This window comes from Longimicrobium sp., assembly GCF_036399255.1.
Classification (GTDB): domain Bacteria; phylum Gemmatimonadota; class Gemmatimonadetes; order Longimicrobiales; family Longimicrobiaceae; genus Longimicrobium.
This window is the reverse complement of record NZ_DASWNM010000038.1, coordinates 1-21,201: the sequence shown is the minus strand read 5'-3', so window position 1 is coordinate 21,201 and position 21,201 is coordinate 1. Positions and strand designations below refer to the sequence as shown.

At 70.6% G+C, this 21,201-nt stretch carries 16 protein-coding genes and 1 pseudogene; 8 read left to right on the top strand and 9 right to left on the bottom strand.

Features of this window, described 5'->3' with window-relative positions:
• The first annotated feature begins 40 nt into the window (after positions 1-40).
• A pseudogene (locus tag VGC13_RS06285) lies at positions 41-415 on the top strand (endonuclease domain-containing protein).
• Between the two features lie 134 nt (positions 416-549).
• Here VGC13_RS06285 and VGC13_RS06280 read toward each other — a convergent pair.
• Complete coding sequence (locus VGC13_RS06280) at positions 550-2,223, bottom strand: D-aminoacylase (protein ID WP_331124370.1); 1,674 nt, start codon at positions 2,221-2,223, stop codon at positions 550-552.
• A gap of 221 nt (positions 2,224-2,444) precedes the next feature.
• On the opposite strand from VGC13_RS06280, the gene VGC13_RS06275 reads away from it, so the two are divergent.
• Together VGC13_RS06275 and VGC13_RS06270 are read left to right on the top strand one after the other, a co-directional pair.
• On the top strand, positions 2,445-2,600 hold the full coding sequence (locus tag VGC13_RS06275) for a hypothetical protein (RefSeq protein WP_331124369.1): 156 nt from the start codon (positions 2,445-2,447) through the stop codon (positions 2,598-2,600).
• A gap of 330 nt (positions 2,601-2,930) precedes the next feature.
• On the top strand, positions 2,931-3,161 hold the full coding sequence (locus VGC13_RS06270; protein WP_331124368.1) for a Txe/YoeB family addiction module toxin: 231 nt from the start codon (positions 2,931-2,933) through the stop codon (positions 3,159-3,161).
• Positions 3,162-3,167: 6 nt separating this feature from the next.
• Here VGC13_RS06270 and VGC13_RS06265 read toward each other — a convergent pair whose 3' ends face one another.
• The 3 genes from VGC13_RS06265 to VGC13_RS06255 form a co-directional block, all read right to left on the bottom strand.
• On the bottom strand, positions 3,168-4,097 hold the full coding sequence (locus VGC13_RS06265) for a BadF/BadG/BcrA/BcrD ATPase family protein (protein ID WP_331124367.1): 930 nt from the start codon (positions 4,095-4,097) through the stop codon (positions 3,168-3,170).
• 2 nt (positions 4,098-4,099) lie between these two features.
• Positions 4,100-6,097 (bottom strand): glucosamine-6-phosphate deaminase, encoded by a 1,998-nt coding sequence (nagB, locus tag VGC13_RS06260; protein ID WP_331124366.1) that lies wholly within the window; start codon positions 6,095-6,097, stop codon positions 4,100-4,102.
• Positions 6,098-6,949: 852 nt separating this feature from the next.
• Positions 6,950-8,206, bottom strand: a complete 1,257-nt coding sequence (locus tag VGC13_RS06255; RefSeq protein WP_331124365.1) for a serine hydrolase domain-containing protein — start codon at positions 8,204-8,206, stop codon at positions 6,950-6,952.
• Positions 8,207-8,807: 601 nt separating this feature from the next.
• On the opposite strand from VGC13_RS06255, the gene VGC13_RS06250 reads away from it, so the two are divergent.
• Both VGC13_RS06250 and VGC13_RS06245 read left to right on the top strand, forming a co-directional pair.
• Positions 8,808-9,887: a DUF4349 domain-containing protein gene (locus VGC13_RS06250; protein WP_331124364.1), complete on the top strand. Its 1,080-nt coding sequence runs from the start codon at positions 8,808-8,810 to the stop codon at positions 9,885-9,887.
• A gap of 578 nt (positions 9,888-10,465) precedes the next feature.
• Complete coding sequence (locus VGC13_RS06245; protein WP_331124363.1) at positions 10,466-12,436, top strand: acyl-CoA dehydrogenase family protein; 1,971 nt, start codon at positions 10,466-10,468, stop codon at positions 12,434-12,436.
• A 126-nt stretch (positions 12,437-12,562) separates the two neighbouring features.
• Here the strand turns inward: VGC13_RS06245 and VGC13_RS06240 are convergent, their stop codons facing one another.
• A complete protein-coding gene (locus VGC13_RS06240) occupies positions 12,563-13,750 on the bottom strand; it encodes a NosD domain-containing protein (RefSeq protein ID WP_331124362.1) in 1,188 nt (395 codons plus the stop codon).
• A gap of 499 nt (positions 13,751-14,249) precedes the next feature.
• On the opposite strand from VGC13_RS06240, the gene VGC13_RS06235 reads away from it, so the two are divergent.
• Together VGC13_RS06235 and VGC13_RS06230 are read left to right on the top strand one after the other, a co-directional pair.
• Complete coding sequence (locus VGC13_RS06235; RefSeq protein WP_331124361.1) at positions 14,250-14,747, top strand: hypothetical protein; 498 nt, start codon at positions 14,250-14,252, stop codon at positions 14,745-14,747.
• A 13-nt stretch (positions 14,748-14,760) separates the two neighbouring features.
• Positions 14,761-15,111 (top strand): hypothetical protein, encoded by a 351-nt coding sequence (locus VGC13_RS06230; protein ID WP_331124360.1) that lies wholly within the window; start codon positions 14,761-14,763, stop codon positions 15,109-15,111.
• Positions 15,112-15,422: 311 nt separating this feature from the next.
• On the opposite strand, the gene VGC13_RS06225 is transcribed toward VGC13_RS06230, so the two are convergent.
• Positions 15,423-16,478: a DUF2278 family protein gene (locus tag VGC13_RS06225; RefSeq protein ID WP_331124359.1), complete on the bottom strand. Its 1,056-nt coding sequence runs from the start codon at positions 16,476-16,478 to the stop codon at positions 15,423-15,425.
• A gap of 225 nt (positions 16,479-16,703) precedes the next feature.
• On the opposite strand from VGC13_RS06225, the gene VGC13_RS06220 reads away from it, so the two are divergent.
• Entirely contained in the window at positions 16,704-16,964 is a 261-nt protein-coding gene (locus tag VGC13_RS06220; RefSeq protein ID WP_331124358.1) for an addiction module protein, read from the top strand.
• Between the two features lie 219 nt (positions 16,965-17,183).
• Here the strand turns inward: VGC13_RS06220 and VGC13_RS06215 are convergent, their stop codons facing one another.
• The 3 genes from VGC13_RS06215 to VGC13_RS06205 all read right to left on the bottom strand — a co-directional run bounded on the left by VGC13_RS06215 (position 17,184) and on the right by VGC13_RS06205 (position 20,676).
• Positions 17,184-18,404, bottom strand: a complete 1,221-nt coding sequence (locus VGC13_RS06215) for a hypothetical protein (RefSeq protein ID WP_331124357.1) — start codon at positions 18,402-18,404, stop codon at positions 17,184-17,186.
• A 2-nt stretch (positions 18,405-18,406) separates the two neighbouring features.
• On the bottom strand, positions 18,407-19,597 hold the full coding sequence (locus VGC13_RS06210) for a hypothetical protein (RefSeq protein WP_331124356.1): 1,191 nt from the start codon (positions 19,595-19,597) through the stop codon (positions 18,407-18,409).
• A gap of 152 nt (positions 19,598-19,749) precedes the next feature.
• Positions 19,750-20,676, bottom strand: coding sequence for a M23 family metallopeptidase (locus VGC13_RS06205; RefSeq protein ID WP_331124355.1), 927 nt, complete (start codon positions 20,674-20,676; stop codon positions 19,750-19,752).
• Between the last annotated feature and the right edge of the window lie 525 nt (positions 20,677-21,201).

Genomic DNA, 21,201 nt, shown 5'->3' with positions numbered 1-21,201 from the left:
GGAGAAAAACGGAGAGGGGAGAAAAGATGAACACCTTTTGATGGAGGGGTGTGTGGGGCGAAACATACATCGCATCCGGGCGCCGATCCTGGATGCCGCGAAAGTGCACCGGCAGGAGCCAACGGCGGCCGAGCGCGTGTTATGGTCGGCGCTACGGAAGCAGCAGTTGTGTGGCTTGCCATTCCGCCGGCAGCACCCGGTGGACCGCTTCATCCTGGATTTCTACTGTCCGCGAAAGAAGCTGTGCGTGGAATTGGACGGCTCCAGCCACGACGGGCGCGAGATCATGGACTAGGCGCGGACGGACGCGCTCGCCACGCTCAACATCCGCGTGATCCGCTTCCGCAACGAAGAGGTGCTGTCGGACCTCCCATCCGTCCTTCAGCGCATCGAAGCTGCCCTTGATGCGGCGTAGCCGCAGTTCTCCCCCTCTCCGTGAGGAACGAACGGGAGGGGGCCGGGGGGAGGGGCACCCCGCGGACGCAGTTCGATGCCTTTCGTCGCGCGGCCAGAACTTCGTTGGCGTACCGTCCCCTCCGCCGGAAGGCCTCAGTTCCGCCGCAGCCCCCGCCCCGGCCTTGCCCCCGTCGGCGTGCCGTTGCGCAGCACGGGGACGCCGTTCACGATCACGTGCATGATCCCGATGCTGGTCTGTACCGGCTCGTCGAACGTCGCGCGGTCGCAGACGGTGTCCGGATCGAAGATCGTGAAATCCGCGAACATCCCCTCCTTCACCACGCCGCGGTCGTCCAGCCCCACGCGCGCCGCCGGGAGCGAGGTGAACTTGCGGATGGCGTCCGGCAGCGTGATCACGTTGCGCTCGCGCACGTAGCGGCAAAGGATGCGCGGGAACGATCCGTACGCCCGCGGATGCGGCTTGCCCTGCACCGTGCTGTCCGCCGCCCGCGCCCCCGCGTCGATCCCCACCATGATCCACGGCTGGCGCATCGCAAGCTCAATGTCCTCCTCCGACATCGAGAAGTAGATGGCGGAGGTGGACGCCCCGTCCGCCAGCAGGATGTCGAACAGCGCGTCCACCACCTCCTGCCCGCGCGCCTCGGCCACCTCGTTCAGCCGCATCCCCTGGTAGCGGCGCAGGCTGTCGGCCGTCACCCCCGCGATCATCACCCCCTGCGGCCCGCCCGCGGACGCGCCGATGTTCCAGTCCGTGCCGCCCGCCGTGAGCTCCGCGCGCAGGCGGGCGCGGGTGGCCGGGTCCGCCAGGCGCGCCAGCAGCGAGTCGTTGCCGCCCGCGTGCGCCCAGTTGGGGATGATGGCGTCCAGCCCGGTGCCGCTGGCGGGGTACGGGTACTGGTCCGCCGTCACGTCCACGCCGCGCGCGCGCGCGGACTCGATCGCCGCCACCGCCTGCGGCATCTTTCCCCAGTTGGGGCGGCCGGACGCCTTCAGGTGGTGGATCTGCACCCAGGTCCCCGCCTCCTCGCCGATGCGGATGGCCTCGTTCACCGCCTCCACCAGCCGGTCGCCCTCGGAGCGGATGTGCGACGCGTATCCGCCGCCGTACCGCGCCGCCACCCGCGCCAGCTCGATCACCTCTTCCGTGGTCGCGTACGAGGCGGGCGCGTAGATCAGGCCCGACGAGAGGCCCATGGCGCCGTCCTCCATGGCCTCGGCCACCAGGGCGCGCATGGTGTCCAGCTCGGCGGGGGTGGGCGGGCGGTCCGCGTCGCCCATCACGTAGCGCCGCACCGAGCCCACGGTGACGAAGGTGCCCAGGTTGATGGCGGGCCCGGCCGCCTCAAGCGCGCGGAAGTAGCCGTCCAGGTCGCTCCACGGCACCGAGTCGCGCCCCAGCTCGCGAAGCGTGTTCTGGTTGACCGGGACCACGCTGGTCACCTCGCCCGTGATCTCGCTGGTGATGCCCTGCGTGATCTTGCTGACGGCGCGGCCGTCGCGCAGCAGCGGGTACTCCGAGTGCCCCAGCATGTCGATCCACCCCGGCGACACTACCAGGCCCGTCGCGTCGATGGTGTCGCGCGCCTGCGCCGCCCGCAGCAGCCCCACCGCCGCGATGCGGTCGCCGCGCACCGCCACGTCGCCGCGGTACCACGGGCTCCCCGTGCCGTCCACGATCATCCCGTTGCGGATCAGCAGGTCGTACGGCCTCTCCGCCGGCGCCGGCGCGGTGGACGGACGCCCGCCCGTGCAGCCGGCCGCGGCCAGGGAGAGGGCGATCAAAAGGAGCGGTCGAAGACGGCGCATGAGGTGTCGCGTGCAGGTGTGAGCAGGACGAATCGGCAAAAGCCCATCGTGCCGCACGTGGCGTATTCTGGACGGACTTGACAGCCACGGCGCGTGCGATGCATAGTAGAGTGCATCTGCGCACCCCGAAACCCCGGCGACTCATGGCGGCACGAAGCCACCGTCCGCGCATCCAGCCGATGTGGAGAGCCGGCCTGCGGCGCGGGAAGATCCGAGACACGATGACGGAGTACCTGGCCCGGCATCCCGGATACCTGGAGGATTTGCGGCGGATCGACCAGCAGCTAGCAGCGTGGGGCGTCGAGCCGATGTCGATGGAAGGCGTGCGGCAGCCGTTCGACTATGCCCCTCGGAAACCGGTGCGCTCCCGCGGGTAAAGAGAAGCGCAACGCAAACCTGAAGTGTGTGGAGAGTCATGGCGACACGAATCCTGCGCCCCCGCATCCGCCCGATGTGGCGCGGCGGCCTCCGCCGCGGCCGAGTCCGGGACACGATGACGCAGTACCTTGCGGAGCGTCCCGAATTCGCCGAGCGGCTTTTTCGGCTCATTGAAGAGTCACGCGCGGTCAATGGTCCGCCGCTCCCCCTTCCTCCTCACGTCCGGATCCCGTTCGACTTTGACCGCCGCTAACCGCCAAGGCCGCACGAGAACCGCATCGCCCGCCGTCGCTGAAGAGCGGCAGGCGATCGTGCGAGCGGCATTCAGAATGGATCTGGCTTACTGGATCGAGACGGATCCCCGGATTGCCATTCGCGTCATGCGGCTGGTAGAAGAAGTCATGCGCAGCCCGTTCAGCGGGATCGGCAAGCCGGAGCCCCTTCGAAATTCAGGGGGTAGCTGGTCCCGCCGCATCACGGACGAGCATCGCATCGTGTACGAGATCAACCCGACGGGCGTGACGTTCAACGTCGCTCGTGGGCACTACGGCCGCCGCTAGCCGGCCTCACGCCCCCGCCGGCACCTTGCCGTCGACCATGGCTCGGGCGTAGGCGAGGGCGCCGTGGACGGCGTCGGCCTGGGCGGGCTGGATGCGGTAGCGGTGGGCGTTCTGGGACAGGCTCAGGTCCACCAGGCTGGCGTACAGGCCCGAGCGCAGCACCCCGCCGTGAAAGACCACCGGCACGTCCCCCGGCCAGGGGCCCAGCCGGTGCGCCAGCGCGATTACGTGCCGCGCCAGCTCCCGCGCGTGGTGCTCCACCACGCTCATCGCCAGCGCATCCCCGCCGGCGGCGGCGTCCAGCACGTGGCGGGCGAGCGCGGCGATGTCGCTCTTGGACGCGCGGCCGGCCCAGGGCGGCATCCCCGAGGGCCCATCCAGCTCCAGCACTTCCAGCAATAGCGGCAGCAGGCGCGTTTCCCCCTCGCGCCCGTCCACCGCGCGGAGCGCCGCCGCCAGCCCGGAGCGGCCGATGGCGTAGCCGCTTCCCTCGTCGCCCACCATCATCCCCCATCCCCCGCACCGCCCGCGCTGCCCGTCCGGGCCCAGCCCGTAGGCCACCGAGCCCGTCCCCGCGATCAGCAGCACCCCCGCCCCGCCGCCGAACGCCCCGTGCAGCGCGATCTCGCCGTCCGAGACGATGCGCACCGCGCCCGCCACCTCCGCCGCGGAGAGCGCACTCTCCACCGCGAGGCGCTCCGGCTCGTTGCCCACCCCCGCCAGCCCCGCGCACAGCGCCGCCGGCCGCTCCGCCAGCCCCGCCCGGGACAGCGCCTCGCGCACCAGCTCGGCGATCACCTCGGCGCTGCGCTCGGGCTGGCGGGGGTCCACGATCCCCGCCGGCCCCGCCACGCGCGCCAGCTCGGCGCCGGCGGAGTTCGCCAGCACCAGCGTGGAGCGCGTGCCGCCCCCGTCCACCCCGGCGAACGTCTGCATGCTCACGTGGTGGTCTGTCCGCCCAGCTCCGTCACCTCGCCGGCGTCGCCCTGCAGCCCGGGCTGCGCGCCGGCGCCGGCGCCGGGAAAGTCGCTGGCGCGGCGGCGGTGCGAGGGGGCGCCCAGGGCGCTGGTGGACACCGTCTCCACCTCCAGCGGCTTGCCGTTGCGGCGCACCACGTACGCCTCCATGGCGAAGTACTCCGGCAGCCCCAGCCGGTCCACGATGCGCGCCGTGCCCATGTTGCGCTCCTCCACCCGCTGCCAGAACTCGCGGTCGTCCTGCCCGGGAAACGGCGCCTTGTCCTTCTGGCTCTGGTGCTTGTAGATGGCCAGGATCTTCTTCGACAGCTCGTCCTCAGACAGCGGCACCAGCACGTCGGCCTCGCTCACCGGCCACTCCTGCCAGGCGCCGCGGTAGTACCACACCTCGGGGGCGTCGCCGCTGTACTCGGCCAGCGCCCGCATCACGGCGTCCAGGCACATGCGGTGGGTGCCGTGCGGGTCGCTCAGGTCGCCGGCGACGAAGACGATCTCCGGCTTGTGGTCTTCCAGCAGCTCCAGGGTGATGCGCACGTCCTCGGGGCCGATGGCGTCCTTGCGCACCTTGCCCGTCTGGTAGAACGGCAGCTTCAGGAAGCAGGCCTGGTCCTTCCGCATCCCGAACGTCTCGATCCCCGACACCGCCTCGGCCTCGCGGATGCGCTGCTTGATCTGCTGCACCTCGGGGATGTCGACCTGGCCCGGATGCTTCTCATCCAGGAACTTCGACATCCGCCCCGTAAGGTCCTCGATGCGGCCGTCGCCCAGGTCGAAGTCGTGGCCAAAGCGGTTCAGGAAGTCCAGGTAGCGCCGCACCTCGTGGTCGAACACGGCGATGTTCCCCGACGTCTGGTACGCCACCACGATGTCGTTGTCGTTGTGGTGCAGCTTGTTGAGAATGCCGCCCATGGAGATCACGTCGTCGTCCGGGTGCGGGCTGAAGACGACGATGCGCTTGCCCTGCGGAAGCTTGCTCTTGCCGCGGATCTTGGAGATCAGCGCGTTGAACACCTCGCCGTTCAGCGGCCCCGCGCTGCCGTAGCGCGCCAGCAGGCTGGACAGGTGGTGCTCGCGGTAGTCGTAGTTGTCGAGCCGCAGGATGCTCTTGCCGACGGACTCGCTCAGCCAGATGACGGCGCGGATCTCCAGCTCGCGCGTCCAGCGCACCTCGCCCACCACCCACGGCGTCTTGACGCGGGTGAGCTCCGCGGCGGCCGCGGGGTCCAGGTAGAAGGTGGCGTTGGGGTGCGTCTGCAGGTACGTGGCGGCCACGTCCGGGTCCGGCTCGTCCTCCACTGCGCGGCGGATGACGGACGCCTTGTGCTCGCCGGTGGCGATGAGGGCCACCTCCTTGGCGTCCAGGATGCTGGCCACGCCCATGGTGATGGCCTCGGTGGGGACGTTGTCCTCGCCGAAGAAGTCGGCCGCGGCGTCGCGCCGGGTCACCGTGTCCAGCGCGATCAGCCGGGTGCGGCTTTCCACGCCCGAGCCGGGCTCGTTGAAGCCGATGTGCCCCGTCTTGCCGATCCCCAGCAATTGAAAGTCGATGCCGCCCAGCCCGCGGATCTTTTCCTCGTACCCCGCGCAGTGCGCCTCCACCTGCTCGCGGGGAATGTCGCCGGGGGGGATGTTGACGTTCTCGCGGGGAATGTTGATGTGCTCGAACAGGTTCTCCCACATGTACCGGTGGTAGCTGTGGATGCTGTCCGGCGCCATCGGGTAGTACTCGTCGAGGTTGAAGCTGACGACGTTGCTGAAGTCGAGCCCCTCGTCGCGGTGCATGCGGATGAGCTCGCGGTAGATGCCGATGGGCGTGCTGCCGGTGGCCAGCCCCAGGACGGCGGGCCGGCCGGCGGCGTTGGCCGAGCGGATGACGCTGGCAATTCGCTGCGCCAGGGTGCTGGCGATCTGGTCGTGCTCGAGGATCTGAACGGGTACGCGCTCGCGGGACTGCGCCATGGCCTTGACCGAACCTGGTTTCTCTGGATGTACCAACCGGACCTGTGGTAACGAGTTGCCTTGCGGGCTGCACGCTCCGGGCCAGCGGGGGCCGCGGATATCCTCGCGCCGCGGCGGTGTTCGCGGCGGGTGGATGGAGAGAAGACAATCCGTCCCGCCGTGACTTGCATCGAGCTAGCGCCCGCGGGGTGCCCCTCCCCCGGCCCCTCCCCGCTCGTTCCTCACGGAGAGGGGAGAATTCGATCCCGCTCCGGACACGGCCCAGCTGCGTCCGCGGGCGCCCCCTCCGGCTCGCTTAGGCTCGCCACCTCCCCCAAAACTGCTGGGGGAGGTTGGGGTTGCCGACGGATGTGGGCTCGGCGACTGGCGTCGCACTGCGCCCACAACCCCTCCCACTCGTTCCTCGAGGAGAGGGGAGAATTCGATTGCGCTCCGGACACGGCCCAGCTGCGTCCGCAGGCGCCCCCTCCGGCTCGCTTAGGCTCGCCACCTCCCCCATAACTGCTGGGGGAGGTTGGGGTTGCCGATGGATGTGGGCTTGGCGACGGACATCGCACTGCGCCCACAACCCCTCCCCACTCGTTCCTCGCTAGAGAGGAGACTTCGATCCCCCTGCAGACGCCGTGGGTCGCGTCGCCCTCCCCCGAGCAGTTGCGGGGGAGGCCGGGGAGGGGGGCGGCTCACCATCCCGCACCGAGCCCCTTCGGAAGCACACCAGCGCCGGCCCCACATCCCAACCTCCCCCAGCAGTTTTGGGGGAGGTGGGCGAGTAATGCGAGCCCGGAGGGGGCGCCCGCGGCTACCGCGATCCCGGTCGCCGCGCCTCCATCCCTCCACCTCCGCCCCATCCCCTCACGGCCCCGCCGCTTTCCGTCGTGCCTCCCAGTCCACCAGCGGCGCGTCGAGGATGGCGCTCTGGACGGCATCGGCGACGGCGCGGCGCAGGGGGGCCTGCTTCTGGTTCTCGGCCGTGGGGTTCACGCGGGTGGTAAGGAGGATGACGAACAGGCCGCGCTCGGGATCCATCCACAGCGACGTGCCGGTGTAGCCCGTGTGGCCAAGGCTGCGCGTGGAAAAGAAGTGTCCCGCGCTGGATTCGCCCGACGGCGTGTCCCAGCCCAGCGCGCGGCTGCTCCCGGCCACCTGCGGCGCCGTCCATCGCGCGATTGTCGCCGGGCGCAGGATGCGCACGCCGCCGTACTCGCCGCCGTTCAGCAGCATCTGCGCGAACACGGCAAGGTCGCGCGCGCTGCCGAAAAGGCCGGCGTGCCCCGCCACGCCCCCCATGGCCCACGCGTTGGGATCGTGCACCTGGCCCCAGATCAGGCCGCCGCGCGACGTGTCCCGCTCCGTGGCGGCGATGCGGTCGCGCGGCACGCCGGGGCGGTAGCCGGTTTCGCGCATCCCCAGCGGCCCGAAGATGCGGTCGCGAACGAAGGCGTCCAGCTCCTGCCCGGTCACGCGCTCGATGACCAGCTGCAGGAGGATGAGGTCCCAGTCGCTGTAGACGGTCGTGGTTCCAGGCGCGGCGCGCAGGGGGCGTGCGTTGATCTGCTCCAGGTACTGCTGCCGGCCGCGGTACTGGCGATAGAGCGGCGCGAACGCCTCCAGCCCGCCGCGGTGCGTCAGCAGCATCCGCACGGTGATCCCCTGCTTGGTGCTGTCCGTCAGCTCGGGCAGGTACGAGGCGACGGTGCGGTCCAGGTCCAGCCGCCCCTCCTCTTCCAGGATCATCGCCGCCGTGGTCGTGGCGACCACCTTGGTGACCGACGCCAGGTCGAACAACGTGCTGTCCGTCACCGCGGCGGAGCCGGGGGCCCAGTCCACGGCGCCGTATCCCGCCAGGTGCACCAGCCGCCCGTGCCGCCCGACGGCGATGGCGATGGCCGGCGCCGCACGGTCCGCCACCGCCGCCCGCGCGATGGAATCGAGCGTCGCCGGCAGGTCCGCCGCGAGGCCCGCATCCCGGGCGGGCGCCGGGGTGAGGACCGTCACCGCCTGCATCCGGGGCTCGGCGACGGGGGCAGGCACCGTCGCCGGCGGCGGAGGCGGCGTGCAGGCGCCGGCCAGCGCGGCCGCGGCGATGAGCGTCGGCAGGCCGTGACGCATGCGATGGCTCCGGTAAAGCGGTGGATCAGGTGGATTCCGGCGGAATCGTAGGCCGCGCGCTGGGCTCGCGTCAAACGCGGTTTCGTCCTGAGAGGGTGTTGCTAAACCTCAAATCCATAACGAAGCGGTGACTTCCTGAGGGCGCGCACCGCGTGTAACCAGAAGTCACACAGCAGATTGCGCGCAACCGAAGGACCTCGTCTCGGTGGCGCAGGGGCCAGATCAGGGCACGGAACCAACCCCGTCGGTCTGCTGGCGAGGTCCTTCGGTCGGCGCCAGGGTGCAGTGTACAAGCGAGTTGCGGGGCAGCGCCTCCTTCAGGAAGTCAATCACGCTGGGAGGTTTTGGCAACACCCTCTGAGAGGATCGGCGGCGCAAAGCCGATCCCGAACCGCGCGAGAATCCGTTCTGTGAACGGCGGGGTACGCGTTCAGTGAACGTCCCTCCGCCGAATGCGCCGGTCAGAATTGCGCACCGAAAAGCATTGCAAGACAATGAATCACATCCACTTATCCTGATTTTGAAACGCGTCCGGAGTCCGGAACGCGCCGTGCCCCATGCCAGCCCAGCCGGTGACGGTCCTCCAACCAGACATCCGCAGATGAAACGCGCATCGATCCTCCCCATCCTCACCCTCGTCCTCCTCTCCGCCTGCGGAGGCGGCAGCGAAAGCTCCGCCGAGTCTTCCGGTGGGCTTCAGCGCGAAAGTCGCGACATGGCGGTCGAGCAGGAACAGGCGATCGTCACCATGGACGTTGCGGTGCCGGCGATGGAGCCCCCGCCCCCGCCGGTCATGGGAACGGCGTCCGGCGTGGAGTCGGGGCGGGCTGCGTCCCCGCAGGCTCCGGCCGCACAGGTGCAGATCAGCGCCGCTGATACGATGATGCCGCCGGTGCCGGGCGCGCCGTCGGTGTCGCTGAACCCCATGCTGATCCGCACGGGGACGGCGAACATCGAGGTGGATTCGCTGGAGGAGGGAATCGCGCAGCTGCGGGCGCTGGCGCTGCGGCTGGGCGGGCTGGTGGGCAACACCAGCATCAGCTCGGGATCGGATGAGAACCGTCGCGCGTCGGTGGAGCTGCGCATCCCCAGCAGCAGCTTCGACCGGGCGGTGAGCGGGCTGGCGCCGATCGGACGGGTGGAGCAGGTGAACGTGACGGCGGAGGACGTGGGCGAGGAGTACACCGACGTCACGGCGCGCGTGGCGAACGCGCGCCGGCTCGAGGTGCGGCTGCTGGACCTGCTGGACCGGCGCACCGGGCGGCTGGAGGAGGTGCTGAACCTGGAGCGCGAACTGGCGCGCGTGCGCGAGGAGATCGAGCGGTACGAGGGGCGGCTGCGCTACCTGCGCACGCGTGCGTCCGTCAGCGTGCTCACCATCACCCTCCACGAGCCGGGCACCGCGCTCAGCCGCCCGGGCGAGCGTCCCATCCGCGACGCGTTCGGGCAGGCGTGGCGCAACCTGGTGGACCTGATCGCGGGGATGATCGCGCTGTCGGGCGTGCTGATTCCGCTGGCGCTGCTGGCGTACCTCGCCTGGCGGGTCTTCCGCTGGGCCCGCCGCCGCGAGCGCGAGCGCGACGCCGCCTACCGCGAGACCCTGCGCCGCGAGCGCGAGCGCACGCCCGCACCCGCGCCGGCACCGGAGGAGCCTGCGGTGCGGGGGAAGGCCGATTACTAGAGTCGCGGAATCGGGAGCGGGATGAGCGGCGAGGATGAGCGGGTAGGATGAGCGGGTGGGATGAGCGGGTAAACCCGCTGCTGGGAAAGCGAAAAGCCCCGTCTCGACGCCGCTCACGCGGCGCCGAACGGGGCTTCGCCCGCTCGTAGCCGCCAGTCCGAGACACGGCGGGCGGACGCGACGCGATGGAGCATTGGGGTTCCGGCTGCGGACGCGCAGGCGCGTGGGGCGCCGCACACGGCCGAGCCGCCGAGTCCGCGCAGGCGGACTTTGCGCGGTTCCAGCGGCGAATTCATTCGCTCCCGCGGGCGGACTCGCTCCTCACCCCGCCACAGCGCAATCGAATTCTCCTCTCCCCCACGCAGTTTGTGGGGGAGAGGCCGGGAGAGGGGGGCGCCCGCGGCTCGCGCAAACCGCCGGTCGGAGCGCGCCATCCACCCCGCCCGCAACACCGCAATCCGGACGCTGTTGCGTGAGCCGCACTCAGCCGTAACTTCACATTTGCGGGAGACTGGACCGGCGCGCGAATTGCCACGCCCGGGCCCGCCGACGCCCGAAACTCACCGAGGATCGACGACATGAGTGCCAAGAACGGCCAGACGCCGAGCGAGCAGGAGTCACGCGATGTCGCCGAAGCGGCCCGCGAGACGGAGTGGACCGCGCCCAGCTTTGTGCGCGAGCTGTTCCTGGGCAACTTTCGCCTGGACCTGATCCATCCCTACCCGCAGCAGTCGCCCGAGGACAAGGCCAAGACCGACGCGTACATCGCGAAGCTCAAGCCCATCATCGAGCGGGTGGACAGCGACGAGATCGACCGCACCGGCGAGCTGCCCGCGGACGTGGTGCAGGAGCTGCGCGAGGTGGGCGCCTTCGGCCTCAAGATCCCCGAGGAGTACGGCGGCATCGGCCTGAGCCAGGTGGGCTACGGGCGGACCATCGGCATGGTGACCAGCAAGGACGGCAACCTCACCGCCCTGCTTTCGGCGCACCAGTCCATCGGCGTTCCGCAGCCGCTGAAGCTGTTCGGCACGCCCGAGCAGAAGAAGAAGTACCTGCCGCGCATCGCCAAGGGGGCCATCAGTGCGTTCGCGCTGACGGAGGAGGGCGTGGGCTCCGATCCCGCGGCGCTCGCCACCACGGCGACGCCCACGGAGGACGGCAAGGAGTTCATCATCAACGGCTCCAAGCTGTGGTGCACCAACGGCACCATGGCCGAGCTGCTGGTGGTGATGGCCCGCACCCCCGACAAGGTCAAGAACGGCAAGCCCATCCCGCAGATCACCGCCTTCATCGTCGACACCAGGGCGCCGGGCGTCACCATCACCCAGCGCTGCCGCTTCATGGGCCTCAAGGCCCTGCAGAACGCGGTGATCACGTTCGAGAACGTGCGCGTGCCGCGCGAAGACATCCTGTGGGGCGAGGGCAAGGGCCTCAAGCTGGCCCTCATCACCCTGAACACGGGCCGCCTTACGCTTCCCATGAGCGCGGCGTACGGCGCCAAGGCTGCGGTGCAGGTGGCGCGCAAGTGGGCGGCCGAGCGCGTGCAGTGGGGCCAGGCGGTGGGCAAGCACGACGAGGTGGCGCAGATGCTGGGCGCCATGGCGGCCGACGCGTTCGGCATCGAGGCCATGGCCGAGCTCAGCAGCGCGCTGGCCGACCAGGCGCAGAACGACATTCGCCTGGAAGCCGCCATCGCCAAGCTGTGGACCACCGAGGTGGGCTGGAAGCTGATCGACGACCTGATGCAGATTCGCGGCGGCCGCGGCTACGAAACCGCCGACTCGCTGAAGGCGCGCGGGGAAAAGCCGATCGCGGTGGAGCGGATGATGCGCGACTTCCGCATCAACCGCATCTTCGAGGGCACCAGCGAGATCATGCACCTGTTCATTGCCCGCGAGGCGGTGGACACGCACCTCAAGGTGGCCGGCGACATGATCAAGCCGGACATCGGCGCGGGGCAGAAGATCGCGGCCATGGCCAAGGCGGGCCTTTGGTACGCCGGCTGGTTCCCCAAGCGGCTGGTGGGCGGCGGGCAGATTCCCGGCGCGTACGGCGAGTTCGGGCCGCTGGCCAGGCACGTGCGCTACGTGGAGCGCACCTCGCGCAAGCTGGCGCGCGAGATGTTCTACGCCATGGGCAAGCACCAGGCAAAGCTCGAGCGCAAGGGCAAGCTGCTGGGCCGCTTCGTCGACATTGGCGCCGAGCTGTACGCCATCAGCTGCGCGGTGGTGCGCGCGCACAGCATGCGCGACCTGCCGCACGGGCGTGACGCGCAACGCCTGGCGCACGTGTTCGCCATGCGCTCGCGCATGCGCGTTCGCCAGCTGTTCTCGGAAATCGGCAGCAACGCCGACGATGCCACCTACAAGCTTGCCCAGGACGTGCTCAAGGGCCGGTACGCGTGGATCGAGGACGGCGCCATCCAGGCCTGGCCCGACGAGGGCACCGGGGCGCCGCCCTCCGCCGGCGCCGGCTCGGCCGGCACCCCGGACAAGCGCGCGTCGCTCTCGGGCGAGCGTGTCGCCACGCAGGTAGGCGCCGGCGCCTGACCGGCTGGCGGTTTACGGTGGATGCACGGCGGCCCCGCGGCGAGAGATCGTCGCGGGGCAGCCGTGTTTTCAGCCGAGCCCGCCCGCCTCCACAGCCGGGATGCGGGCGGACGTTCATCCGCCGGTCTACTGGAGCGCGGGGTAGCGGCCGTTGCTGGCACTCTGCGCGGGCACGGCGCTCACCGAGAAGGCGGGCGCCGACGCCGTGGACGTGGACGCGCGCGCGCCGCTGATCTGGTTGGGATCAATGTCCCCGTCGCCGTCGCAGTCGAACGCGCCGCGGTCCTCCACCTCGCCGGGGTTGCCGCGCCACACGTTGCCGCCGGTGGACGCCAGGAAGATGACGCCGCGGTCGTTGTCCTGGACGTTGTTGCCGGTGAACACGTTGTAGCACGCACGGGCGGGCCAGATCGCCGAGCGCCCCGAGTTGGTGATGTGGTTGCCCGTGAACGAGACGCCCCTGAGCGCGATGGGACGGGCGACGATCTGGGGGACGTCGATCCCGTAGTACAGCGCGCCGTCGATGCGGTTGTGGTCCACCCGCGAGTCGTACACGTTGGTCAGCGCGATGCCGTTGGTCCACCCGGCGCCGACCTGGTTGTGGGTGATGGTGGCGTTGCTGCCGTCGCGCACGCGGATGGCGCCGTAGATGCCGGCCGGGTAGCTGTCGTCGGTCTCGATGACGTTGCGCGCGATCACCACGTCGTCCACGGGACTGATGGGCGTGCCGTCGGCAAGCCGGCCCGGGGACTGGAACTGGATGCCGGTGTTGGTGCTGTCGCCCGCGAAGCGGTTGTCGGTCACCTGCGTGCCCCGCGTACCTACGAAGAACACGCAGAGGGTGTAGCCGCACACCACGTCGTTGCCGATGACGCGAATGCCGCTGAAGTCCTGCTGAAAGACGTTGAACGCGACGAGCGCCCCGAAGGCGTACTCCGCGTCCAGCCGCAGGCCCGAGACGGTGATCTGCCCGGCCTCCAGCTCCAGCAGCACGCCCGTGTTCCCCTCCCCCAGCGCCAGCCCGGCGCCCGGTTCGGCGCAGGTCAGGGTGACCCCCGGCGTCGGCAGGACGACGGACTGGGCGAGCTCGATGGTGCCGCGGATGGCGATCACGTCGCCGGGCTGGGCGGCGGCCACGGCGGCCCGCAGGCCGGCTTCGGCGGTGGCCACGGCGGTGGGCGACGCGGCGCACGGGGCGGCCGCGGCAAGGCTGGGCCCGCCGGCCCGGGCGGTGGGGGTGGTGGGCTGGTCGGCGCAGGCGGCCAGCGCGGCGGCGGCGAGGACGAGGGATGCGGCGTGGGTCAGGTTTCGCATGGCTCCGTCAGGGATGGGGATGGGGAGAGGTACGCGCGGGGTCCGTCGAGGCGTGGGACCGATGCACCCCGGACGGAGGCGCGGATGGCTGCCGGCGGCGCCCGTGAGGACCGGGAACACCGCCGGCGTGCGGCGGGCAGGGCGCCCGCGGCACGCTGGGGGGATACACCTCCATGCGTCGCGGATGTTCCATGGCGGCGGGCTGCAGGCCTCCCTCTGGCGCCAGGTGGCGGCACCCATGGCCTGGTGGATGGACGGCGGCCACGCCACCATCATCGCCGCCAGGCGCCGCGAGCGAGCTCGCAGGCGGAGCCACGAGTCCTCAGAAGCCTCGACGCACCGTTCAGAAGCCGGCGAATACGTGCTCGACCGGGCGAGGTGCTTCCGAGCAGGAACGCGGCTGTCAGGATTCTCCGCTGGCGACGTTGTGGTGGATGCCGACGCTGCGCGCCTGGAATCCACGGGTGCCCGCCATTCCTCCTCGCATTGCCGACGGGTCATGATTCAATCCACCTTGCGCCGCGCGTGGATCGCGGCCGCCATCACGCTCGCGTTCACGGGCTGCAGCGATCCCGCCGGCGCCGTGCTGCCCCGCGAGGGCGTACCGGACGAATTCGTGTTCACCACCAGTGGATATGGGGTCGGGTCGACCACGGTACGGGTGGAGGGCGACGCCGTGGTGGTGCGGCGCGGGCAGTGGGATCCCGCGATGCCCGCCGACAGCGCGCGCAGGGTGCCCACGCAGCAGCAGTGGACCGCCTTCTGGGCCGCGGCCGATGAGGCCGGCGTGGAGCGGTGGCGTGAGCGGTACTTTGCGGAAGGCGTGGTGGACGGCGTCGGGTGGTCGCTGCGGATCGTCGCGGATGGCCGGGTGATCGACTCGGGAGGGAGCAACGCGTATCCTGACGAGCGCGGCCGTGAGCACGAGAACGAGGAAACCGCCGCCTTCCGCAACTTTCTGGATGCCCTGGCCGACCTGACGGGGGAGCCGTTCTAGCAGGGGAGATGCGATGGAGACGTACGCCGAGTGGTACCACCGCGAGAGGTCGCGCAACGGTGAGCCCGTCGATGCGGCGCTGAACCCGCCGGAGTGGGCGGATCTGCGGTATCGCGCCGCGGGTGGAGAAGCCCGGATCGGCGACGGCGGCGTGCTGCGGGCGGAGGGCGCGTTCGGCGCTGGCGAGCGCCGGGCCCTCGCCGCGCTGTCGCTGAGGGGCGAGCCGCTGGGGTTCACGTGGCACGACGTGGACTTCATCCGCTCCCTCGTGCTGGCCGAAGACCATCACAGCCCCGACGACTGGTTCATCCTCCAGCGCCTGGGGGAGCGCATCGCCGCCCTGCTGCCGCCGCGCCATGGCTGATCTCCGTCTGGAAAGAGCATCGGCGGATGGTGTCGTTCTGAGGGAGGCGCGCGCCCCATCCCTTCCGGCTGCAATCTCGTCTGTGCGCCGACCGAAGAATCTCGGGAACGGCAGGATCTTTCCGTCATGATGTGTTCCCGGGCCATGCCCGGGAAGGGGTTCCGCGCGAGGGGCGGGAGATTCTTCCGTCGCGCCCCTGGCTCCGTGGATGTTCCGCAGCCCCGGGGTGGGCGCTTCCTCGGAATAACAGGTGTTTCCGCGGATTTCCGCGGGAGCCTGGACGCAGCGAGCAGCCGCGCCCGCACTGGCGATCAGAACCGCACCGGGCGGCCTTCTTCGCGTACCTGGTCGCGCGTGTAGATCACGGCGTCGACCTCCTTGCCGCCGGCGTCCAGCAGCAGGATGCGGCCGCCGCGGTTGCTGAGCGCCACCTCCACCGGCAACCGGACCACGAGGCGGGCGCCCGGCGCCAGCTCGCCATCCAGCGCAAAGCGGTCGCTCTCGCCGTTGTCCAGCTGCCAGCCGTCCAGGCGCACGGCCATGGCGGCGGTGTTCTCCAGCGTCACCGTCTCGATGCCGCGGTCGTCGCCGACGGGGTTGACGTCGGCGGTCAGGATCCGCACCCCCTCGCCCGTCTTGACGCGGCGGCGCCCGCTCCCGGGCCGGGATGTCGAGGCCACGTGCGGATCGGCGCGCCCTGGCGCGCCCCTGCCGGGGTAGCCGGCCGCGTCCGTCTCCCACCGCTGCGTCTGGAAGGCGAGGAACACCGCCACCCACTTTCGCTCGCGCTTCAGGTGCAGAAGCAGGGCGCCGTCCTGCCAGATCCCGTTGTCGTACGCGTGCCTGTCGTGGCGGGGCGTGCCTTGGTTCATGTGCACGTTGTGAACGCCGCGCCCGGGCAGAAAGCGGAACACGTCGTCGCGCTCCGACCGCTCCGGCCCCCACGCCGAGCCGAACGCGTACACCTGCACCTCGGGGTCGTCGCACGCCTTGCGGATGAGCGCGTCCAGCCGGTCGTTCAGGTCGTTGTCGGCGCCGGGCACGTCGTGCGGCAGGGGGCGCATCTGCTCGCGCCGCAGCATGCCGCCGCGCACGTAGTCCACCGCCAGCCCGTCCGGACCGGGCACGCCGTCGTGCCACCCGTCGTCCAGCCCCGCCAGCCGCTGGGTGACGGGATGCCGAAAATCGTCGTCCACGCGGTACAGCAGGTCCGGCCGAAAGCGGTCGTACGACTGCACGTTGATGGACACGCGCGCGTCCACCCCCGCCGCGCGCACGCGGATGTGGTAGTGCGGCGTGCGGCCGTGGCGCTCCGCCCTGCACTCGGTGATGCGGCCCTTGAGCACGCCGTAGTTCTCGATGGGCATTCGATCATCGCCAAGTAAAGTGGGAACGGCCCGGGGCGGTGATACTAGCCTGCGCACCCGCCACCGGGCAAAGCCGCACGACGGCCGCAGCCGGCGCCAGGGCATCTCAGAATCACTTCCGCTCCCCATGCGCCAGCTCACGGACCTACTTCCCGCCACGGCCATTTTGGACCGTACGGACACCCCTCGGGCTCGTTAGAGTGCGTACCCTTGAGAGGAGCGCGCATGGCTACGGTGTTGTCCACCACGTGGAAGCAGCTGCTAGAGCGAGCGCTACGGCTTTCTCCTGATGAACGAGTCAAGATCGCCCAAGCCCTGTATGAGAGCGTCGCTGCCGAGGAAGATGACGAGGATGAAGATCCCGCCGAGGGAGAGGCCGCTTGGGCAGAGGAAATCAAGCAGCGCATCGAAGAGATCCGGAACGGAACGGTAGAGACGATCCCTGCCGAGGAAGTAATGGCTGAGATGCGAGCGCGCTTCGGATGATGCGTCTCTGTTTTTACTCCCATCTTTGAAAAGCGGGGGGTACAGAGGGACAGACAAAAGCCAGAGGAACAGAGGAAACCCGTCCTCTGCTCCTCTGGCTGTTCTCTGCCCCTCTGCACCTTTCGATGTTGTTTTTCGGAGTCGGTATGACGAAAAAGCGAGAGGCTCCGCACCGCGCGGAGCCTCTCGCTTTTGCATCAACCGGAAACGGCGGCGGCGTCAGTCCGTGCCGCCGCCTTCGCCTTCCTCTTCCACGAAGGGGCCCAGGAAGACGATCACCGGGTCCGAGAGCGAGCGGGCGGCCTGGTGCAGGCGCTCGGCGGTCAGGCCGTCCAGGTCGGCAAGGCCGCCGGTGGTACGGCCGGTGATCAGCACCTGCCGCGCAAGCACCCGCGCCCGCGCCTCGGGCGACTCCAGCTCCAGCATGCGCCCGCCGCGAAAGCGCCGCAGCCGCTCCGCGAACTGCACGTCGCCCAGCGCCTCGTCCGCGAAGCCGGCGACGGCGGCGGAAAGGCGGCCGGCCCACTCCTCCACCTCGCGCGGGGGCACCACCAGCTCCAGCCGCAGCTCGCCGCCGCCCGCGTGGCGCGTGACCTCCGCGCGCGAGTCGTACACCTGCGGCCTCAACGGGCCAAACGAGACACGCTCCACCGCCAGCTCCGCCAGCATCCGCAGCGCCTCCTCGTCCGCGTCCGCGCCAAACGGGTAGACGGCGGCCACCCACGCCGTGATGGAGTTGTACTGCTGGCGCACCGGCGCGGCGGACGGCGCCGGCGCGTCCACCCCGGTGCGCCGCAGCGGGCCCGGGTCCATGAACCCCCGCAGCGCGTCCCCCGCGTCCCGGTCCACCGGGCCCACGATGGCCACGATCGCCCGGTCCGCCGTAAATCCGCCGCGGAGAAAGGCGTCCACCTCCGCCACGGCGATGCGCCCCACGGTGGCCGCCGTCCCCACGGCGGGGCGGCCCCACGGGTGCTCCTCGCCAAAGACCGCCGCGTCCACCTGGCGGGCCAGCGCGTCCGCCGGGCTGGCCTCGCGCGCCTCGAGCTCCGCCGCGGTGGCCGTGCGCTGCCGCACCGTGGCCAGGCTGTCCACCGGGTCGCGGAACAGCGCCACCAGCAGGGTGCGCGTGGCCTCTTCCCAGTTGTCCGGCGCGGCGATCACGGTGAACGACACCGCATCCTTGTGCTGCTGCACCGTCAGCTGCGCCGTCAGCGAGTCCAGGACGGGAAGGATCGGCGCCGTCACCGCGCGGGCGGTCAGGTAGGTGATCCCCTCCTTCCCCGACGCCTCGTCCGCCGGCCCCACCGCGATCAGCACCTCCGCGGCCACGACGGGTGTCCCCGGCTCCTGGCGCACCACCACGCGGTCCTGCGCCGCGGCGGGCCACGCGGCCCAAAGGCCCAGCACCAGCCCGCCGATCATCGATCTCACGCGCATCGTCACTGGCGGGGGAGGCGCTGGGGGGGCACTTCCACGATCGCCGGCTCCGCCGCGAGCAGCAGGTCCAGCACCGCGCGCACGTCCGCCTCCGTCACCGCGGCCACCGCGCCGTAGAAGCGCTGGGCGGACCCGGCTTCCTCGCCGCGGTCCGCGAAGCCGCCCAGCACGTCCGCCATCCGCTCCGGCGTCCGCGCAAAGAACAGCATCTCGCGCCGCACCCCGGCGGCCGCGTCGCGCACCAGCGTCTCGTCCAGGCTGCCGCGCAGCGAGGTCAGCGATCCCTCCACCGTCCGCCGCGCCACGGGCATCAGCGAATCGGCGGTGGCCACCACCAGCGCCAGCGCCTGCCCGTGGTGCGTCCACCAGTGCTCCACGTCCACCGCGGAGCGTGTCATCCGCCGGCGCAGGTGGGTGCGAAGGAGGCGCGTGGTGACGGTGAGCGCCGCCGGGTCCGCCGCCGACGCGTTCCACGCCCGGCCAAACCAGCCGCGCGTGGCCTGCGGCGTGTCCGCCGCAAAGGCGCGCACCGTGTCGGCCAGCGGCGCCACGCCTCCGCCGCTCGCCGGGGGCACGTCGCGGAAGGCGCGGCGCACCCCCTCCATCTCCACGTCCCCCACGGCCACGATGGAGACGCGCTCCGGCCGGTACATGGCCGCCCAGACCGCCTCCATCCGCGCCGTGTTCAGCCGGGCGAGCGCCGACTCCGTCCCCGCCGCGGGGAGGTCGTCCGGAAAGAGCCGGGCGCGCAGCGCGGCGCGCACGTACTGCGGCGCGATCTCGCGCTCGGCCCCGCGCTCCTGCCCCAGCGCGGCCACGGCGGAGAGCATCTCCACCGTGCCGGCCGCGGGCGGGCGCAGCACCGCGTTCAGCGACTCGGCCAGGTAGCCCAGCTCCGCCGCGGGGCCAACGACCGTGTAGACCACTGCGTCGGAGGTGCGCACGGCCTGCACGCGGCCGCCCACGCGCGCCACGCGCTCTTCCAGCCGGGGGAGGATCAGGTGCTGCATCAGGTGCCCGGCGCCCGCGTACCCCGGCGGGTCGTCCGCCAGCAGCGAAAGGCGCAGGGCCACGATGGGAAGCGCGGGCTGCCGCAGGACCACGACCGCCGGCTCCGCCGCGCGCGGGGCGGGCGGCGGTGGCACGGTGTCGAGCGCGGCGGCGAGCGCAAAGGCGACGGCGAGATTCAGCATCACGCGATGAACGGGGAAACTCCTGCCGGCCCGGTGCGCGGGCGCGGAGCCCTTAATCTTTCACCATTCTGCGTTTGCGGCCAGTGCGGGGCGCAAAAAGAGGAGCGCCGCGATGGGCGCTCCTCGTCCTCCGTCCATCCCGCCCGCGCCGTTCAGGGCAGCGCGTCGCCGATCACGAAGTTCAGCGGGTCCACCTGGTTGCCGTTCTGCTCGACCTCGTAGTGCAGGTGCGGCCCGCTGGTGAGGCCCGTGGCGCCCACGTCGGCGATCCGGGTGCCGCGGTCCACCGTCTGGCCGCGGCGCACGTGCAGCCGCGAGGCGTGGGCGTAGCGCGTCACGTAGCCGTAGCCGTGGTCGATCTCGACCATGTTGCCGTAGCCGTTGCTGCGGTTGCCGGCAAAGATCACGCGGCCCCGGGCGGCGGCCAGGATGGGCTCGCCCACGCGCGCGGCGATGTCGATGCCCTTGTGCGGCCGGGAAACGCGCAGCACCGGGTGGTAGCGGGTGCCGCTGAACAGCGAGGAAAGGTGCCCGTTGGCGGGAAGGATGGTGGGCGTAGAAGCCATGCGCTCGCGGTTGCGCTCGATGGTGGTGAGCGCCTCGTCCATGCTGGAGCGCAGCAGGGCGGCCCGGCGCGTCAGCGCGCTCAGGTCCTGCCCCGTCGTCTCGACCTTGCGCCCCACGCGGGGGTTCAGGCGCGCCAGCACGCTTCCGCCGGTGCTTCCCGGTCCGCCGATGCCCACGCGCCGCACGTCCGGATCGATCTCCGGCAGCCCGGCCACCACGCGCAGCTCCTCGTCCTTTTGCGTCAGCGCGGCGATGGAGCGGTCCAGCGCCTCCATCTGCTTTCGCATCTCGTCCACCTCGCTGGCCAGCGCGTCGTTCTCCGCGCGCAGGCTGGCGTTCTGTACGTGTTTGGACTGCTTGACGAAGAAGGCGATGCTGAAGGTGCCCAGCAGCAGCGCGCCCATCAGGAGGGCCGAGGCAGCGGCTCGAATGCTCTTTCCCGACACCTGGAACGAGCGAACGCGCTCGTTGTCGTGCGGAACGAGCATGAGCGTCCAGCGGGATTGGGGCATGACCTGCTTTACGTCTGGTGACGGAATCGCGCGGGCAGGTGCAGATCGCCCGCGCGCCGGAATTCAGCCCTGACTGTCGAGGGAGGCAGCCAAGTTAGGTCAGGTGGACGGGGGTGTCAAGCAAACGCATGATGCGCAAGCGCATACGCCCTTCCCCGCCCTCCACGCCGATCCCGGATTGAGTGATGTGCCCCATCACAGGGCAGCATCCGTTCCCATTCCTCCCTCCAGATGCAAGTCGTTTCCGTGCAACTGTTTCCACGATGAACGCACCGACCGGTTCCGCGAAATCCCGGTGCAGGATGCATGATCCATTGCAGAATCTGCATCCGTAGCAGTTTCGCATCAGGAGGGACCTGAAACAGATTGTCTCACCCAGAGGCCGGTAGAGTAGACGCCAGGGTGGGTTAGCTGCACCCACCCTGGACGCCCCTCCTCGAACCGGACGTGCGGATTTCCCGCATCCGGCTCTCCCACATGGGTTCACCAGTCGACTATCGGAGAGCTGCGCGCGTTGCCCTGCAG

Coding starts and splice junctions, on each gene's coding strand:
- VGC13_RS06215 (WP_331124357.1), bottom strand. CDS start 18,404: ATGCGCGTGAGATCGATGATCGGCGGGCTGGTGCTGGGCCTTTGGGCC.
- VGC13_RS06245 (WP_331124363.1), top strand. CDS start 10,466: ATGAGTGCCAAGAACGGCCAGACGCCGAGCGAGCAGGAGTCACGCGAT.
- VGC13_RS06225 (WP_331124359.1), bottom strand. CDS start 16,478: ATGCCCATCGAGAACTACGGCGTGCTCAAGGGCCGCATCACCGAGTGC.
- VGC13_RS06205 (WP_331124355.1), bottom strand. CDS start 20,676: ATGCCCCAATCCCGCTGGACGCTCATGCTCGTTCCGCACGACAACGAG.
- VGC13_RS06280 (WP_331124370.1), bottom strand. CDS start 2,223: ATGCGCCGTCTTCGACCGCTCCTTTTGATCGCCCTCTCCCTGGCCGCG.
- VGC13_RS06265 (WP_331124367.1), bottom strand. CDS start 4,097: ATGCAGACGTTCGCCGGGGTGGACGGGGGCGGCACGCGCTCCACGCTG.
- VGC13_RS06270 (WP_331124368.1), top strand. CDS start 2,931: ATGGATCTGGCTTACTGGATCGAGACGGATCCCCGGATTGCCATTCGC.
- VGC13_RS06240 (WP_331124362.1), bottom strand. CDS start 13,750: ATGCGAAACCTGACCCACGCCGCATCCCTCGTCCTCGCCGCCGCCGCG.
- VGC13_RS06255 (WP_331124365.1), bottom strand. CDS start 8,206: ATGCGTCACGGCCTGCCGACGCTCATCGCCGCGGCCGCGCTGGCCGGC.
- VGC13_RS06235 (WP_331124361.1), top strand. CDS start 14,250: ATGATTCAATCCACCTTGCGCCGCGCGTGGATCGCGGCCGCCATCACG.
- VGC13_RS06220 (WP_331124358.1), top strand. CDS start 16,704: ATGGCTACGGTGTTGTCCACCACGTGGAAGCAGCTGCTAGAGCGAGCG.
- VGC13_RS06230 (WP_331124360.1), top strand. CDS start 14,761: ATGGAGACGTACGCCGAGTGGTACCACCGCGAGAGGTCGCGCAACGGT.
- nagB (WP_331124366.1), bottom strand. CDS start 6,097: ATGGCGCAGTCCCGCGAGCGCGTACCCGTTCAGATCCTCGAGCACGAC.
- VGC13_RS06250 (WP_331124364.1), top strand. CDS start 8,808: ATGAAACGCGCATCGATCCTCCCCATCCTCACCCTCGTCCTCCTCTCC.
- VGC13_RS06275 (WP_331124369.1), top strand. CDS start 2,445: ATGACGGAGTACCTGGCCCGGCATCCCGGATACCTGGAGGATTTGCGG.
- VGC13_RS06210 (WP_331124356.1), bottom strand. CDS start 19,597: ATGCTGAATCTCGCCGTCGCCTTTGCGCTCGCCGCCGCGCTCGACACC.